The organism is Ralstonia pickettii (assembly GCF_030582395.1).
GTDB lineage: Bacteria > Pseudomonadota > Gammaproteobacteria > Burkholderiales > Burkholderiaceae > Ralstonia > Ralstonia pickettii_D.
Map to the genome: position 1 here is coordinate 623,816 of NZ_CP104382.1, position 16,696 is coordinate 640,511.

Sequence of the window (16,696 nt, forward strand, 5' to 3'; positions counted from 1 at the left end):
TCGTATTTGCCATTTCCGTCATTGCCTTCGATGTTCGCTTCCGGCGCGTGCCAAATTGGCTAGTCGTCGTTGGCATCGCGTTGTCCATCGGACTCATCAAGTCTGGGGGGGCACTAGACCTGGCTTACGACTGGCAGGACGTGGGGTTGGGGGCGGTAATTGCATTTGTTTGCCTGCTCCCGTTTTACGCGCTCGGCTGGATGGGGGCAGGGGACGTCAAGCTTTTTACCGTGGCGGGCATGCTCGCCGGTTGGCACGGACTCATTGCAGTTTGGCTGGTTGCGAGCTTTCTTTCGGGCGTTCATGCGCTGGCAATTTTGCTGTTACGCCGAGTTGACGCCGCAGAACCGTCGGGCTGGTTGTTGATGAGAGCGTGCCCTGCCCTCGTGCGCTGGGACGCCAATCAAGCCGGTAAGCGCGGCATTCCATATGCAGCGTACATGGCAGTCGGACTGCTGAGCTTGCCGTGGGTACCGGCAGCTATGCGAATGCCATGGCTGCCGGGAATGTGATTCTGCAGGACGACGAGAGTCGCTAAAAGCGACCAACGTACAAGAAAAAAGGAGTCGGCCATGCCGACATTGCACAGGGAACGGGAGCGCACGCAATCCAGCGGGCGCAGGGCGACTGGTTTCAGGCGAGCTAGCCGTGGCGCAACATCCATTGAGTTTGCCATGGTCGTGCCGGTGCTCTTAGCGCTGATACTAGGCATCGTCTATTACGGCCTCATCTTCGCCATGCAGCAGGTTCTTACGCTTGCTGCTGAAGAGGGCGCGCGCGCAGCGCTGCGTTATCAGCCCACCAATACTCAACGTGTAGCTGCGGCCTACACCGCGGTGTCGTCGGTACTGCCTGCCTTCCTCAGTGGTCAGGTTCAGACCAACCAGAACGGCACGCCCTTGGTCAATTGCCAAAACCAGAACGGCATGCAGTGTCTGAGTGTGGTTCTGACCCTGCCGCTCACGTCCGGCAACAGCCCAATGCTGCCCGCGATTCCGTTGCTGCCGGTACCCGACACTTTGACGGGGTCTGCGGTTGTACAACTGATTGCCGGCTCCTAGACATAGTCGCCCCTGTTGCATCAGCTGCCTCGGGACAGTCTTCAGATGACAAGCAAATATCTCCAGATTTTCGCTGCCGGGTTATTGTTGCTCGCAGCCATTTTGGGAGCGGTGGCATGGAAGAGCGCGCACCGCTCAGCTGCTCCGATTACGGTGCAGCAAAATGGAAAGACACTCTATCCCGTCGTGGTCACTGTCAAGCCGTTGGAAGCAGGCAAGCCTATAACCGCAGACCAGGTGGGCGTTGAACCGCTGCCGATCAACCCCGCCGATGCATTTTCCGATGTGAGCAAGGTCGTCGGCCGCGAGCCAATTACACCGATCGGCGTGGGTGTACCGCTCATTGGCACCCAGCTATCTTCAGGGCTGGCGCAGCAGGTTGAAGCAGGACAGCGGGCGGTCGCGATCAATGTCGATGAAGTGATCGGCGTTGGAAATCGCGTGATGCCTGGCGACTACGTTGATGTGTTTCTGGTGCTACGCAAGGATGGGCAAGAAGTTGATGTCAGTCAGGCGCGCTTGCTTCTGCCGCACCTGCGGGTACTGGCGTTCGGAGCGCTTGCAGTCAATGACGCCACACAGAAGCAGCCCGATGCGAACGCCGCTACACGGAAGGTAGATCAGGCGAGGACAGCCGTGTTGGCTGTGCCTGTGGAATCCGTCAGCCAGCTGGCGATTGCACATCAATCCGGCCGTTTGTTGTTGGCCTTGCGCAATCCGACAGACGATTCGGAGCCCACCGTGCGCCCACAGGACGCGCGCTTGATCGCTCAAGCGAATCGCAATTCGCTCGATGCAGCCCTAACAGGGGTATCGCTCCCCAGCCTCACGGGAGGAGTGCACCGGCCTGTTGTCATGCCGCCGTTGCCACTCGCCGTCATGAGTTCGCGCAGTGCAACTGGCACTGGCGGTCTGCGAGGTGGTGTCGACATCATCCGGGCAGGAAAACGTGAGGACCAACATGACTGAAGCCGCCATGGTTCGCGGTTGGGTGAGGGCAATGGCATTGGGTTGTGCGGCGCTGGTGTCACCGGTGTATGGCGAGAACGCTGTAACGGGACAGTCGCTGCACTTGCTGGTTGGCAGTCAACGCGAGGTCCGGCTTAGCAAACCGCTTGAGCGCATTGCCATCGGAAATCCGGAGGTGGCCGATGCCTTGTTGCTCAAAGGGCGTGGCAACTCCACGAGTCTGCTGATCGTTGCGAAAAAACCGGGTGCCGGCAGCATTATGGTGTGGACGCAAGGCGGTACAGCGCTCACTTATAACGTGCAGGTCGATTCAGAAGCGCGCAGCCCGGGTAGCCCTGAGCTCGTGGTGGAGGGAAATACCGCTGTCCTTACCGGGCAAAGCAAGGACGTCTATGCCTTGGCACGGGCCCGACGGGCGGCCGCGGCTTCGACCGGGGGCGAGGCGCCCAAGGGCGGAAATGTGACCGACAACACCACGCTTGCTGCGCCGGGCACGGTCCAGGTGGATGTCCGTGTGGTGGAATTCAGCAAGACGGTCCTGAAAGAAGCCGGTTTTACATTTTCCCGTACACGCGGCGGTTTTTCGTTTGGGAGCTTCACTCCGAATGCCTCGTCCGCCGCGCCCACGCCCATCAGTACGGCGTTCAATTTGGTGTTGTCCTCGGCAAGCAAGGGGCTCAGTGCAAACTTGAGCTTGATGGAAGCAAACGGTCTTGCACGCATGCTCGCCGAGCCGAGCTTGGTGGCGCTGTCAGGCCAGAGCGCCAACTTTCTCGCTGGCGGTGAAATTCCTATTCCCGTACCGCAGGCCCTGGGCACGACCACGATCGAATACAAACCCTTTGGTATCGGGCTAACGGTATCGCCGACTGTTTTATCGGATAACCGCATCGCCCTGAAGGTGGCACCCGAGGCAAGCGACCTCGATTTCAGCCGCGGTGTCACGCTAAACGGTGCCACTGTGCCGGCCATCGTCACCCGTCGTGCCGACACCACTGTCGAATTAGGCGATGGGGAGAGCTTCGTCATTGGCGGCTTGGTCAATCGCACTACCCTGTCGAACGTCTCAAAAGTGCCGATTCTTGGCGACCTTCCCATAATTGGCGCGTTTTTCAAGCAATTGAACTACAACCAGGAAGAGCGTGAGCTTGTGATCATCGTCACGCCGCATTTGGTTCGACCGATGGCGCGCACCGCCCCCATTGACCAAATGCTTCCAGGCAAGGCGAGGGATAGTGCTGGGCAGCCAGTCTGGCAGCCGTTCGTTCTTGGGGTGGCTGATCCGGCCATGCCCGGGTTCTCTCGCTGACCAGGCTTGGGGGAAGCATGGATTACTTTCTCCTGCATGGAGGCGGACAGGGCGATGCGCAGCCGGCAACCACGCACCGCTGGCTGGCCGGGGCGATTCGCGAGCTAGGTGTGCTGGTCGCACAGACCAGCAGCCACGACGGCTTTTTGGAACAGATCGCGGCAGTGAACCCAGAGGTGGTTTTCGTGCGTTTCGCGTCGGCGCCGACGTTGACCGACGCACCGGATCAAGACCAAAAGCTGGGCGAAGGCACCGATGCCATCGTTGAGGCAACGCAACTGGTTGGTCAACTCGCCGTGCTATATCCGGGGCTGCCCCTGGTCGCCATCGGTTCGGCGGCGGATGGTCGCGCCATGCTTGCGGCGCTGCGCGCTGGGGTGAAGGACTTCATCGATATCGACGGCGCCCCAGCTGAGGCGGTGCGCGTGGTACGGCGCCTGCTTGCCGAGCGCGCGTCCGCCGAGCCGACCCGCCGTGGCCGCGTGCTGGCCGTGTTGGGCGCCCGCCCAGGCGTGGGCGCCACCACGTTGGCCACCAATCTGGCCACGCTCGTTCGCCGCACGTCGGCCAGTGATGTGATGCTGCTCGACCTGGGGCAGCCGCTGCGTGATGGCGCGCTCTACCTGAACGTGCAGGCCAATTTCCATTTCGTCGAGGCGGTGCGCAATCTGCGCCGCTTCGACCAGGTGTTCGTGCAGACCGCGCTATCGCGTCATCCGAACGGGCTAGCCGTCCTGCCGCTGCCGATCTCGCTGGCCGAGATGCGCGACATTTCGTTCTCCGAAGCGCTTGGCCTGCTCAATCGGCTGCGCACGTTCTTCGACCTGCAGGTCGTCGACCTGGGCGGTTTCGGCAACATCGACTTCATTGCGCAGATCATCAAGGCCGCCGACGACGTCATGCTGGTGACCGAGCAGAGCGTGGGTGCCATTGTCTCGGCCGCCGAGCTGATGCAGGAACTCAAGAAGCGCGAAATTGACCGCGACCACCTGCACCTGACCATTTCAAAGTTCGACACGCGTCTGTCGCTGGACGCGGCACAGATTGCCGAGCGGTTGGAAATTCCCAACGTGCTGACGGTGCCGAACCGCCGGGAAGCGCTGGTGATCGCCTCAAACCAGGGCGCGATGCTCGCGGAAACACACCCCACCGACGCCTATGTGCGCGCGCTTGCCCAGATCGCGCAGACGCTTGGCTATGCGCAGCAGAGCGAGCGTGCGTCAGGAGTCGCAAGCTGGGTGTCAGGCGTAGGTGCCCGACTGGGTGGGCGTTTTGGCGGACGTTCCAAACGCAAGTCGGCAGACGCCACTGAACTGGACATCGGGACCACCGAACGGAACGCGACATGACCCAACCCATCGAGTTCTCCAACCAGGCGGACACCGGCAACGGCGTGTTTGCCGTTTCGCAGGCCTTCCAGGACATCAAGGAGGCCGCGCACGAACATCTGCTCACGCGCATCGAAGAGCTTGGCGCGGAGTTCGGCCGCTGGTCGCGCACGGCCATCCAGCGTTTTGTCGATCTGGAAGTGGAAGGCTTCACGCGCATGCGCCGCATCCCCGTCAATGAGACGGAGGTCCGGCAGATTGCCGAGGCGCTGACCAAGGAGTTGGCCGGTTTCGGCCCGATCGAAGACCTGCTGGCGGATCCGGCGGTGGAAGACATTCTCGTCAACGGCCATCTGGACGTTTATGTGTCGCGGCACGGCATTCTGGAACGCATTCCGGTGCGTTTTGCTGATAACAACCACCTGCTGCGTATCGTGCGCCGCATCCTCGCACCGATCGGGCGCCGGCTGGATGAGTCGAACCCGATGGTCGATGCACGCCTGCCCGATGGCGGCCGCATCAACGTGGTGATTCCGCCGCTCGCCCTCGAAGGGCCGGTCGTGTCGATCCGCAAGTTCCGGAAAGACCCGCTCAAGCCGGAAGATCTGCTGGGCCTGGGCACGATGAGCGAAGAGATCGGCGCGCTGCTCGACGCCGCGGTGCAGGCGCGCTGCAATATTCTCGTCAGCGGAGGTACCAGCTCCGGCAAGACTTCTCTGCTCAATGCGCTCGCTTATCACATCCCCACAACAGAGCGTGTCATTACCATCGAAGACACAGCGGAACTTTCTCTGAATCACCCGCACGTCGTGCGCTTAGAAAGTCGGCCGGGGGGATTCGAGGGCACGGGCGCAGTCACCATCCGGGAACTGCTTCGTAACAGCTTGCGGATGCGGCCCGATCGCATCATCGTCGGTGAAGTGCGTGGCGGCGAGGTATTAGAAATGCTGCAGGCGATGAGCACCGGTCACGATGGCTCGATGGGGACCATCCATGCCAGTAGTCCGCGCGAGTGTTTATACCGGCTGGAAATGCTCGCAGGCTTTGCCGGCTTCCAGGGTAGCGAAGTCAGTCTCCGCAGACAGATCAGCAATGCGATTGACTTCGTTGTGCAAATTGGCCGGTTGTCTAACGGTAAGCGCCGCATTTTGTCGATCACGGAGATCACTGGGCTGGGCGATAACATCATTTCGACCCAAGAGTTGTACCGCTACGAGCCATATATCGGCCCGGATGGAGAAGAGATAGATCGCTGGACGTCGCTGGGTCTTCAACCGCATTCGCCGAAGCTGGCGCGCATGCGCAATAGTGGTCTCGACGGAGGTGGATTGAGGGGCGACATGGTGGGCGGCTTCGGCGGAGGGGGGCGCTTCCATGTCTGACGCGACGCTCTGGCTCGCCTGCGCAGCGCTTGTGGTGGCGGGAGGAGCGGTCATGCTTTGGGCCCAGGCACTACGGCGCAGAGAAGTCGAGGCTTCACGCAGCTTTGTTCGTGCGCAGACTGAACAGGTCCATGCGCGCTACCAACCGAGTGCTGAGCCTGCACCTGCGAGCGTGCCAGACAGCCTCAGCCGGATATGGCTGGACGTGCTCCGCCGCGCAGATATCGAACCGAGTCGCCGCTTTTACTTCCTTTTGTTCGCGGCACCGGCGGTCGTTGTTCTTACAACTTGCGTTGTATCAAGTGTGTCGTCAGCGCTCACGGCGGCATTGCTGTACGTGGTTTTGGCCGTCTTTTTTTTCTGGAACCGCACGAGGCGCGTGAACGAACGTCTTTTGCAACAGCTTCCCGGCTTCCTTGATGGTGTCGTGCGGCTCATGACCATCGGTAGCGCCGTTCCAGCCGCATTCCAGGCGGCCAGCGCGAATACTGAAACGCCGTTGCGCAACTGTCTTGCTATCACCGTGCAGCTTCAACGCGCGGGTAAGGATCTGGACGCAGCTGTACTGGCCGTGGGGCAACAGTATCGGATCAATGAACTTGTTCTTCTGTCGTCAGTGCTTCGGCTCTCGTTACGCTACGGGGGCCGTGCCGACATCGTGATGGAGCGTACAGCTGCTTTCATGCGCGATCGCCAGCAGGCTCAACAGGAACTGCTCGCCCTGTCTGCGGAGACGCGCTTGTCGGCCTGGATCCTTGGGCTTCTCCCATTGGTGGTGGGGGGCATCATCATCATGTTCAACCCAGCCTACGTAATGTCGATGTGGCATGACACATCGGGCGGCAGCCTCATGACAGCCGCTTTCGGTCTGGAGATCGTCGGCGTCGTGATGCTGGCCAGGCTTGCGAAGTCGGTCTAGGTGGCTCCATGCAAAATGTTCTAGTCACCCTCAGTCTGACTGCCGCCGCAGCGGGCCTCCTAGTGTTCGGCGGTATTTTGCTCCGCGCGGTAGTGATGCGCCATCGCAGTGTTAGAAAGCTCGATACGGCGCTGTCGAACCTGCGAACCGGCAATGCGCCGGCGGTTAGTGGACGTGCGGCAGGGGCCGTAGCGACACCGACCCCGTCGCGTTCGCACGGAATGCGGGAGGCGCAACAGATCCAGCAGCAGATCGCCAAGGTCGGCGAACGCTGGATCGACACTCATCTCGGCCAGCGTGTCGTGACGGAAGAAGACCGCAGGCTTCTCGAGGAATGCGGCTTTTATGGCGAGCACGCACGCACCTTGTATGGCGGCGTGCGTATCCTGCTGCCGTTGTTGCTGGCTGCCGCCGGAATCCTGTATGCGGCGTCGTCCAAACCCGTGCTTGCTTACGCGTTTACCGGCTTTGCACTCGGCTACATGGCGCCTAAATGGCTGCTAAGCCGACGCAAACAGCGCCGCCGTCATCGCATGGAGGAGGAGCTGCCAGTGATGGTCGACATGCTGCGGTTGCTGCAGGGTGTCGGACTGTCAATCGATCAGAGCCTACAGGTGATTGCCAACGAATTTCACAGCATGCTGCCTGTACTGGCCTGTGAATTTGGTCGCGCCAACCAGCAGTTCGCTTCTGGACGGTCGCGAGAGCAGACACTACAGCGAATCGCAAAATTGTTCGACAGCGAGGACCTGAAGGGCCTTATCACGCTGCTTACGCAGGTGGATCGCTTTGGTGGCGCGGTGCAAGAGCCCCTACGCCAATTCGCCTTGCGCTTGCAGGAAAACCGTCGAGCTCGTTTGAAGGAGCGCGTGGGCAAGCTCACCGTCAAGATGACCATGGTGATGGTGCTGACCCTGCTACCAGCGCTGCTCATCATTACGGCTGGGCCGGGATTCATGAACGTGATCCGGGCGTTGCGTCCTGCTGCTGGAGGAGGTTAACCGTGCAGAAGTTTTCCCTATCGACTCATGCTGGTGCGCTGAGCATGCTCACCGTAATTGCGCTCTTGGGCGGGTGCGGCTCGATGGCAACTTCCGAGGTGAGCCGCCGTACGGACGCCGAGATCGAGATGGCGCGGCAACGCCAGAGCGAGGAGAAGGCCGAGATCACTAATCCTGCTACCTACCTGTCGTTGATTCGCCGGATGCAAGAGCAAGGCTTGTACTACGCCTCGCTCGCACACATAGATGCCTACCAACAGCGCTTCGGCGGGTCACCTGACGTGTTGCTGCTACGCGCTGATGCACTGCGTGAGACTGACCAGTTGGTTGCCGCTGAAGCCGACTACCGCAAGGTAGTCGGGGCGACGTCGGCCGCCAGCAACGGTTCACAAGGTGCGCTGCTTTGCGCCAACGCGTGGCGGGGGTTGGGCATCACGGCTGGGCGCCAAGGTCAGTTCGCTGAAGCCGCGCGTCGACTTGAAATTGCGGCTCGAAGCAACCCGACCGACGCCACCACGGCCAGTGACCTGGGTTATGCGCTGATGCGTGCTGGCGATGTTGACGAGGCACGCGTACCGCTGATGCAAGCGGCTCAACTGGATGCTGCAAACCCGAAGATCGCCGGCAACCTAGCGATCTGGCTCACCGTCAACGACCGTAAGGAAGAGGCTTCAGCAATCGTAGCCCACGCGCAGCTGAATACATCGGCTCGCAAGGCTATCGACGAGGATGCTGGCCGCGTGAGAAATGCGTGGCGCGACCGTCGCCTTGCCAGGCATACCGTGCCGGTGGCGACCGTCGCCTTGCGGCCAGCCGCTGCGCAACCCTCGCTCGGCTTGAGTGCAAATACCACCGTTGTGGACACGCGCGGGTTGCAGCGCGGCCGTTTGCTCGACACTTTCGGAGCAGCACAATGATGCTAAGAAAAATCTCGATCGCCTGTGCGATAGCTTGCCTGTTTAGCTGTGTTGCGGCAGCGCAGGGTTTCTCAAGTGGGGACGGCCAAACCACCGGGCCGGCGAGGCCTATGCCCTCGCAAAACATCAATGACGCCACGCGCGCGTTGCTAGCGGCGCAGAGAGACGGCACCTATGCAGGCGACCTAGTCCCATTGCGCGGTGAGCAGGCAGCGCTGGCTTACCAGCGCTACCTTGAAACCTTTAGCCGTCCGATGCCAGGTTTGTCTCAAGGAATGACGGGTCAACGAGGGGGCGCGTCCGCGGGCCCCGCAGGCGCGTCACGCTGATTGCTGCTGCTCATCTCCTGCCCATGTCCGTGACACGTCGGCCCAATCGTTCCTCGCATGTGCTTCGCCTTCGGCGCAGGGTGGCGGGGGCGGTTAGCGTGCTCACCGCCATCTTTATCGTCACAGTCGGGATGGCGGTGCTGGTGAGTGTGGATATTGGCAATCTCTTCTTTTCTCAGCGAGCGCTCCAGCGGACGGCCGATATGGCTGCGATGGCGGCCGCACAGCGCTTGGACGACGCTCAAAACGCTGCGCAGCAGAGCGTGACCCAGAACGGCCTCGGCATGACGCCGACCGTGGACCTGGGTACTTGGGACGCCACGAACACAGTGAAAGCGCCGAGCTATTTTTGTCAGGCAGCGACCGATGCGAACTGCACCGGCGATGTCAATGCAGCCCGCGTCACGCTGGCACAAAACGTTCCGTACTTTTTTTCTTTCGGTACGCGAACCCTCACGGCATCTGCGATTGCCAAGAACACTCCGATGGTCGGATTCTCGGTTGGCTCTGGGCTGCTTGCGCTGAACAACGGGTTGCTGAATCAGTTGTTGGGGGCATTGCTGCACACAAGTCTGAACTTGAGCGCAGTGGCGTACCAGGGATTGGCAACGACAAGTATCCGGCTTGGCGATCTGATGACTGCCCTCAACGTGGGCACAGTGCAGGAACTCCTAGCTCTGTCTCCAAGACTAGGGGACCTTTATGCAGCCACGCTGTCCGTGGCATCCCAGAGTGCGCTGGCCGGAGCTTATTGGGGCGCGCCGGGCGCATCCAACGCACTGTCGGTCGGATCTGATCTGAACATACCCATCAGTATCGGCGATGGTGGCGCAGGGACCCCTGGCCTGCTTCAACTGCAGGCGCTGACGGGCAACGAACAGGCAGCGCTCGATACACAGTTGAACGTGTTGAGCCTGTTAACTACCGCGGCGCAGATTGCGAACGGGCAGTCTGCCATCGCCATCAATGCCTTGAACCTGAACCTGCTGGGACTCGGCGCGGTGGGCCTGTCGCTGAAGATCATCCAACCACCTGTAATTGGTATTGGGCCGCCAGGTCAGTTCATCTCAGGACCAAGCGCCGGACAATGGCGCACGCAGGCACGCACAGCGCAGGTTGCGCTGGGCTTGAACATCAATGTGGGTGTCCCTTACCTCGTCAGCGTCAACCTGCCGACGGCGGTCACGGTGGCGGGCGCGCAAGCCCATGTGAAGAGCGCCAGCTGCGCGATCCCTCGCTCGAGTTCCACCGCTACGATTTCCGTGCAACCGCAGCCGGCTTCCGTGTGCATCGCACAGAACGCATATTTGGACGTGATGCAAAGCGCCTTCAATTGCTCGAGTGAATCGCCAGCGCCTCTGTTGAACCTGATCGGTTTGGGCGCGGTTAGCATCAAAGCAAATCTCTCTCAGACACCCAGTGCCGGTTGGACGGATGTGACCATTGCAGCAAGCCAGATTAACCAGGATCCTCAGACGGACACCGGCGGCAACTCGCCCCCGCGCGGGGGAACACCGGGATTTTTCAGCTCCATCCTCAATACCAACGTGAACCAGCTGCAGTTGACTTTGCTGGGCTTGCCGCTCGGCGATGTCGGCAAAGCGTTGGTCGCACCGATCCTGATTACAGTCGGGAGCTTGCTGGATTCAATCCTCTCACCCGTACTTGAAGTCCTCGGCATCCAACTCGGCTACGCCGACATCAAACTCCTCTCCCTCGACTGCGACGCCGTCGAGTTGGTTTACTGACATGGAAGCGACGACATGAAAACCGATCGCTGGGCGTACGAAACGCTTGAGATTTTTGTCTGGGAAGGCCGTCACGATATTGCCGACCGGGTGGCGCGGTTCATGGCACCGTTTGGGGCGGAGGTGATCCGCGCGGGCGGGATCGATTTCCAGCCGGCCGAGCCTCGGCTGAAGCCGGCCGTGGCGGTGATCAGCGCATCGGTGGTCGAAAGCGGTGGCTTTACCGTGCTCGACTGGCAGGCCGCCCAAGGCATGCCGGTGATCTGGGTGGCGGCGGATACGCAGCATGATTCGAGCCGCTTTCCACCCGAATACACGTACGTGCTTGGGCCGGATTTTGGCGCGACCGAACTCCGCGCGCAGATCAGCAAGGTCTTGCCGTCGATGTCGTCTGCGCAGGCTCAGGCGCAGGACCAGAGCGACCTCGTGGCTGCATCGCCGGCCATGCACGGGTTGCTGGAGCAGGTCGATACCTTTGCCGATTGCGACAGCAACGTCATGCTTTACGGTGAAACCGGCGCCGGCAAGGAACGCATCGCGCGCCTGCTGCACGACAAGAACAGCGTCTACGGCAAGGGGCCGTTTGTGGCGGTCAACTGCGGCGCGATTCCCGACGGGCTGTTCGAATCCCAGTTCTTCGGCCATGCCAAGGGCGCGTTCACGGGCGCCATGTACGCGCACCGCGGCTACTTCGAACAGGCCAACGGCGGCACGTTGTTCCTCGATGAGCTGGGCGATCTGCCGCTGTATCAGCAGGTGAAGTTGTTACGCGTGCTGGAAGACAGCGAATGCACGCGGCTCGGCTCGACGGTGCCCGTCAAGCTGGATTTCCGCCTCGTGGCTGCCACCAACAAGAACCTGCGCGAGATGGTCGCTACGGGCAAATTCCGCGCAGACCTGTACTTCCGCCTTGCCGTAATCGAGCTGCGCATCCCCAGCCTGGAGCAGCGCGGCGCGGACGACAAGATCGCGCTGCTGCTGTCCTTCCTGCGGCACCTGTTGGGCGACAAAACCTTTGACGCCATGCCGCCGGTGCCCGAATGGGTGCGGACGTCGGTCGCTCGCGCCTACTTTGCCGGCAATGTGCGCGAGTTGCGCAACCTGGCCGAGCGCATCGGCATCACGCTGCGTCAGTTCGGCCGCTGGGACGAAGCGCGCATCCTGCCGCTGTTCGCCGGCCTGCAGCGCGACGCCTTTGAGCGGGAGGGCGGTAATGGCAGCCATGGCGGCTATGGCGAGCGCAGCAGCGGTGGAAATGGGGGGGCAGGTGGCGAAGAAGAGCGCCGCCGTATCCTCGCGGCACTAGACGCCAACAACTGGCGCCGCCAGGACACCGCCGCCACGCTCGGCATCAGCCGCAAGGTGCTGTGGGAAAAGATGCGCAAATACCAGATCGCCGACGGCGAGGCCGAGCTGCGCGAGCTTGAGTGACGCCATACAACACCCTACCGCGCGGCGGGCGCCCGGCACGCCACTCGGGCGGCGGATCGCGTATAGTTTTTGGCTGCAACACCTGCGCAGAATCCACAGGGTCGAGATGAGAACAAAACAACAATCAGGGAAAGCGTCGCACCGGGCGTTTCAGAGGGGATTGGCCATTGCGGCCGCAATCGCAGTCATGGCTGGTACGGCCGCCTGCACATCGGCCGTGGCGCAAAGTTCGGCTGCGCCGCCCACCGCCATTGCACCGATTGCTGCCGCCGCGCCTGTGCCGGCGTTGACTGCCACGGTTGGTCAACCGGCCGCCACGGCACCCGCCCCTAGCGCCGGCGCCACGCCCGTCGGCGCGGCCCGCACTGAAGGTCCGGCATCGGCCAGCGCCGTATTCGAGTTGCAACAGCGCATGCAGGCGCACGAACTGTCAGAGCTGCGCACCACCTATAACGGGGCCTACGGCGCCAGCCTGCTGTTTGCCCAGAGTGACCTGACGTACTACGTCACGCTGTTCCAGCAGAAAGACCTGTGGCGCGTTATCAAGACCACCAATGAAGCCTCTGCCGAACGCCTGTACAGCGACTTCGCCAAGCAGACCCGAACGATGGCGGATCTGGAGCTGCAGCGCATCCGCCTGGAAGCCCAGAAAGAGCGTTCCGAGCGCCAGATTGCCGCGCAGCAGGAAAGGCTCCGTGGCCTGAAGACCGACCTGGACATCCAGCGTCAGCAGCAGGCCCAGGCGCAGGAACGGCAGAAGGTCGCCCGAACGGAAGCCGAGGCATTGGATGCCGAACGCCGTGCCGCCCGCGCCCGCGTCGACGAACTGCAGCGTCAGATTCGCGAACTCGAAGCCCAAGTCAACGCGCCGTTCAATTCGCAGCCGCGCCGTCGCTGATCCAGCGCTTTGCATCGTCCCGGATTGGGCGGCCTGCGGGTCGCCCGATTCACTTTTAGGGGACCGCATTCAAACATGGCGACTTTGTTTGATGCGTAGCGGGGCGGCGCGTACATTGGCGGACAACCCATTTTCGCAGTCGACCGCGCATGCGTTCCGCCTCCGAGTTACCTGCCGATGCCTCGCCCGCTGCGGCGGAGCCTATCCCCCAGCCCAAGGGCTTGCCGTGGCTGGGCAACCTGCTGCAACTCCCGAAAGACCGCCTGGCCCAGACGCTTCTGGAAACCAGCCGTCAGTTTCCCCAAGGCCTCTACCAGCTCGACTTTGCCGGGCGGCGCGTGCCGTTCGTCTATTCCGCCGATTTGGTGGCTGAACTGTGCGACGAAACGCGCTTTCGCAAGCTGATCGGCCCGCCGCTGTCGTTCCTGCGGGCGGGCGCGGGCGACGGGCTGTTCACGGCGCATCAGGACGAGCCCAATTGGGGCAAGGCGCATCGCATTCTGCTGCCGGCCTTCAGCCAGCGTGCGATGAAGGGCTACTTCGACGTGATGCTCGAAGTGGCCAATGCGCTGGCCGAAAGATGGGCGCGCCAGGGGCCCGACGCCGATATCCCCGTGGCCGACGACATGACGCGGCTCACGCTCGACACCATCTCATTGGCGGGTTTCGGATACCGTTTCGATTCGTTCAATACGCCGGAGCTGCATCCGTTCCTGGCGGCCATGGTGGGTGTGCTGTCCGAAGCCATGGGCAAGCTCACGCGCCTGCCGCTCAAAGACCGCTTCATGCGCGAGCATCATCGGCGGTTCGAGCACGACGTGGCCGCCATGCATCAACTGGTGGACGAGGTGATCCGCGCGCGCCGTCAGGCAAAAGATGGCGCCAGCGGCGCGAGCGACTTGCTCGGGCTGATGCTCAACGCGCGCGATCCCGTGTCGGACGAGCCGCTGGATGACACCAACATCCGCTTCCAGGTCATCACCTTCCTGATTGCCGGGCATGAAACCACGAGCGGCTTGCTGACCTTTGCGCTGTACATGCTGCTGCGCCATCCGGCCGTGCTGGCGCAGGCATATGCCGAGGTTGACCGCGTGCTGCCGGGCGATACCGTGCCGCAGTATGCGCACGTCGCGCAGCTGGATGTGATCGAGCGCGTGCTGAAGGAAACGCTGCGCCTGTGGCCAACCGCCCCGAGCTTTGGCGTGGCGCCGTATGAAGACACGCGCATTGGCGGCCGCTACGCCATCCGCAAGGACCAGCGCGTGGTGACCGTACTGCTGGCGTTGCATCGCGACCCCGCGGTGTGGGATCGCCCCGAAGTCTTCGATATCGACCGTTTCCTGCCAGAGAATGAAGCCAAGCTCCACCCGCACGCCTACAAGCCCTTTGGTAACGGCGAACGCGCCTGCATCGGCCGCCAGTTTGCGCTGACCGAAGCCAAGCTGGCGCTTGCCGTGATCCTGCAGCGCTTTGCGCTGTCCGACCCATACGACTACGGCTTCCAGATCAAGGAAACGCTGACGCTCAAACCGGACGGTTTCCGCCTGCGCGCGCGGCTGCGCAATGCGCGCGAGCGGCTGTCGATTGCCGCGCCTTCGCGCGCCGAAGCCACGACGAAAGTGGACGCCGAATGCGCGCTTGCCGGCGGCGGCGAACCGATGCACGTGCTGTATGGCGGCAGCCTGGGCACTTGCCAGGACATCGCCGAACAGCTTGCCGCCACTGCCTCGCGGGCCGGCTTCGACGCCAAGGTGGCGCCGCTGGACGCCATTGCCGACGCGCTGCCGCAGCAGGGCGTGCTGATCGTGGTGGCCGCCACCTACAACGGCCGTGCGCCGGACAGCGCCCGCACCTTGGAGGCGCGGCTCGATGCCACCGCTGCACTCACCAGGCAGGCAACCGGCTTGCGCTATGCCGTCCTGGGTTGCGGCAACTCGCAATGGCCTGCGTTCCAGGCGTTTCCAAAGCGCGTGGAAGCGATGCTTGCGGCAGCCGGCGCGCAAGCTATCGTGCCGCGCGGCGAAGCTGACGGCAACGCCGGTTTCGACGCCGCCGTCGAGGCCTGGACGCGCAGCCTGTGGAGCGCCCTGGGCGCCCGTCAGGCACAAGCCGATGGCCCATCGGTCCACGTTGACTACGTCGCGCCTGATGCGCTCCGTGCCGCCACGCTGCCGCCCGCCGCTCGCGCGATGACGGTGCTCGCCAATGAAGAACTCGTCAGCGACGCCACCGGCCTGTGGGATTTCACGCGCGAGGCGCCGCGCGGCCCGACGCGTCATCTCACGGTGCAGTTGCCCGACGACGTGACCTACGCCACTGGCGACCACCTCGCCGTCTACCCACGGAATGCCGATGACCGTGTCGACGCGGCCATCGCGCGGCTTGTGTTGGAGGGCGATGCGCTCGTCACCCTGACCGCGCGCCATGTGCACGTTCGGCACTTGCCGCTCAACCAGCCGGTGTCCGTGCGCCAACTGCTGCGCGATTTCGTCGAGCTGCAGGACACGGCCACCGTGCGCGATATCACCGCGCTGCACGCGGCCACGCGATGCCCGTTCACGCGAGGCCAACTCGCCGTCTGGCTGGAAGGCGATGAAGCGGCCGAGCGCTTCGACCGTGACATTCAGGCTCCGCACGTGAGCGTGCTTGATCTGTTGATCCGCTTCCCGGCGATCGAGCTGACGCTGGAGGCATTTCTCGCGCGGCTCGGGCCGATGCGTCCGCGTTTCTATTCCATTGCGTCGTCGGCGCGGGTGTCACCGGGTGTGGCCGCGTTGACCGTGGGCACGGTGTCGGGGCCGGCTTGGTCCGGGGTGGGTACGTATCGTGGGACGGCATCGACCTACCTGATGATGCTGCGTGCAGGCGCGGAGATCGCTGCCGCCGTGCGCACGCCCAATCCGCCGTTCGCACCGGACGCAGACGCCAGTAAGCCGATGGTGCTCATCGGCGCCGGCACAGGCATCGCGCCGTTCCGTGGATTCCTGGAAGAACGCGCCGCGCAGCAGGCGGCAGGCGAGGCGGTGGCGACGTCGTTGCTCTGCTTCGGCTGTCGCCACCCCGACCACGACTTTCTGTACCGCGACACCTTGCGAGCATGGGAAGACGCGGGTGTGGTACGGGTTTTTCCCGCGTATTCCTGCGTGGCGGAGCATCCGCATCGCTTTGTGCAGCACGCGCTATGGGATGCGCGCGAAGCCGTGTGGAAAGCGTTCGATGCCGGCGCCACGTTGTATGTGTGTGGCGATGGCCGTGCGATGGCGCCAGCCGTGCGCGACACATTGATCCGCATGCACCAGGCGCGCCACGGCAGCGATCTGCCGACTGCGTCGGACTGGCTGACCGCGCAGATGCAATCCGGACGCTACCGGCAGGACGTCTTCAACTGACGCTCCCATACGGTT

At 62.6% G+C, this 16,696-nt stretch carries 14 protein-coding genes; all 14 read left to right on the forward strand.

The features are described from left to right. Window positions 1-47: 47 nt before the first annotated feature. Window positions 48-512 (forward strand): A24 family peptidase, encoded by a 465-nt coding sequence (locus N5B55_RS19540; RefSeq protein ID WP_369812455.1) that lies wholly within the window; start codon window positions 48-50, stop codon window positions 510-512. Window positions 513-572: 60 nt separating this feature from the next. Continuing rightward, window positions 573-1,061, forward strand: a complete 489-nt coding sequence (locus N5B55_RS19545; RefSeq protein ID WP_369812451.1) for a TadE/TadG family type IV pilus assembly protein — start codon at window positions 573-575, stop codon at window positions 1,059-1,061. A gap of 45 nt (window positions 1,062-1,106) precedes the next feature. Further along, on the forward strand, window positions 1,107-2,030 hold the full coding sequence (cpaB, locus tag N5B55_RS19550; RefSeq protein WP_304541355.1) for a Flp pilus assembly protein CpaB: 924 nt from the start codon (window positions 1,107-1,109) through the stop codon (window positions 2,028-2,030). Beyond that, window positions 2,023-3,339 (forward strand): type II and III secretion system protein family protein, encoded by a 1,317-nt coding sequence (locus N5B55_RS19555; RefSeq protein ID WP_304541357.1) that lies wholly within the window; start codon window positions 2,023-2,025, stop codon window positions 3,337-3,339. The genes cpaB and N5B55_RS19555 overlap by 8 nt, the downstream gene beginning before the upstream one ends. A gap of 17 nt (window positions 3,340-3,356) precedes the next feature. Next, window positions 3,357-4,688, forward strand: a complete 1,332-nt coding sequence (locus N5B55_RS19560) for an AAA family ATPase (protein ID WP_304541360.1) — start codon at window positions 3,357-3,359, stop codon at window positions 4,686-4,688. After that, window positions 4,685-6,049 (forward strand): CpaF family protein, encoded by a 1,365-nt coding sequence (locus N5B55_RS19565; RefSeq protein ID WP_304541362.1) that lies wholly within the window; start codon window positions 4,685-4,687, stop codon window positions 6,047-6,049. The genes N5B55_RS19560 and N5B55_RS19565 overlap by 4 nt, the downstream gene beginning before the upstream one ends. Further along, window positions 6,042-6,968 (forward strand): type II secretion system F family protein, encoded by a 927-nt coding sequence (locus N5B55_RS19570; RefSeq protein ID WP_304541364.1) that lies wholly within the window; start codon window positions 6,042-6,044, stop codon window positions 6,966-6,968. The genes N5B55_RS19565 and N5B55_RS19570 overlap by 8 nt, the downstream gene beginning before the upstream one ends. Window positions 6,969-6,976: 8 nt before the next feature. After that, window positions 6,977-7,969 (forward strand): type II secretion system F family protein, encoded by a 993-nt coding sequence (locus tag N5B55_RS19575; RefSeq protein ID WP_304541366.1) that lies wholly within the window; start codon window positions 6,977-6,979, stop codon window positions 7,967-7,969. Between the two features lie 2 nt (window positions 7,970-7,971). Next, window positions 7,972-8,886: a tetratricopeptide repeat protein gene (locus N5B55_RS19580; protein ID WP_369812452.1), complete on the forward strand. Its 915-nt coding sequence runs from the start codon at window positions 7,972-7,974 to the stop codon at window positions 8,884-8,886. 110 nt (window positions 8,887-8,996) lie between these two features. Next, a complete protein-coding gene (locus N5B55_RS19585; protein ID WP_304541370.1) occupies window positions 8,997-9,215 on the forward strand; it encodes a DUF3613 domain-containing protein in 219 nt (72 codons plus the stop codon). A 98-nt stretch (window positions 9,216-9,313) separates the two neighbouring features. Continuing rightward, window positions 9,314-10,963, forward strand: a complete 1,650-nt coding sequence (locus N5B55_RS19590) for a TadG family pilus assembly protein (RefSeq protein WP_304541372.1) — start codon at window positions 9,314-9,316, stop codon at window positions 10,961-10,963. Between the two features lie 15 nt (window positions 10,964-10,978). Beyond that, window positions 10,979-12,394 carry a sigma 54-interacting transcriptional regulator gene (locus tag N5B55_RS19595; RefSeq protein ID WP_065856004.1) on the forward strand — a complete coding sequence of 472 codons (1,416 nt, stop codon included), beginning with the start codon at window positions 10,979-10,981 and terminating at the stop codon, window positions 12,392-12,394. Between the two features lie 106 nt (window positions 12,395-12,500). Next, complete coding sequence (locus N5B55_RS19600) at window positions 12,501-13,292, forward strand: DUF2968 domain-containing protein (protein WP_154205843.1); 792 nt, start codon at window positions 12,501-12,503, stop codon at window positions 13,290-13,292. 149 nt (window positions 13,293-13,441) lie between these two features. Beyond that, window positions 13,442-16,681, forward strand: coding sequence for a bifunctional cytochrome P450/NADPH--P450 reductase (locus N5B55_RS19605; RefSeq protein ID WP_304541377.1), 3,240 nt, complete (start codon window positions 13,442-13,444; stop codon window positions 16,679-16,681). Window positions 16,682-16,696 lie beyond the last annotated feature (15 nt).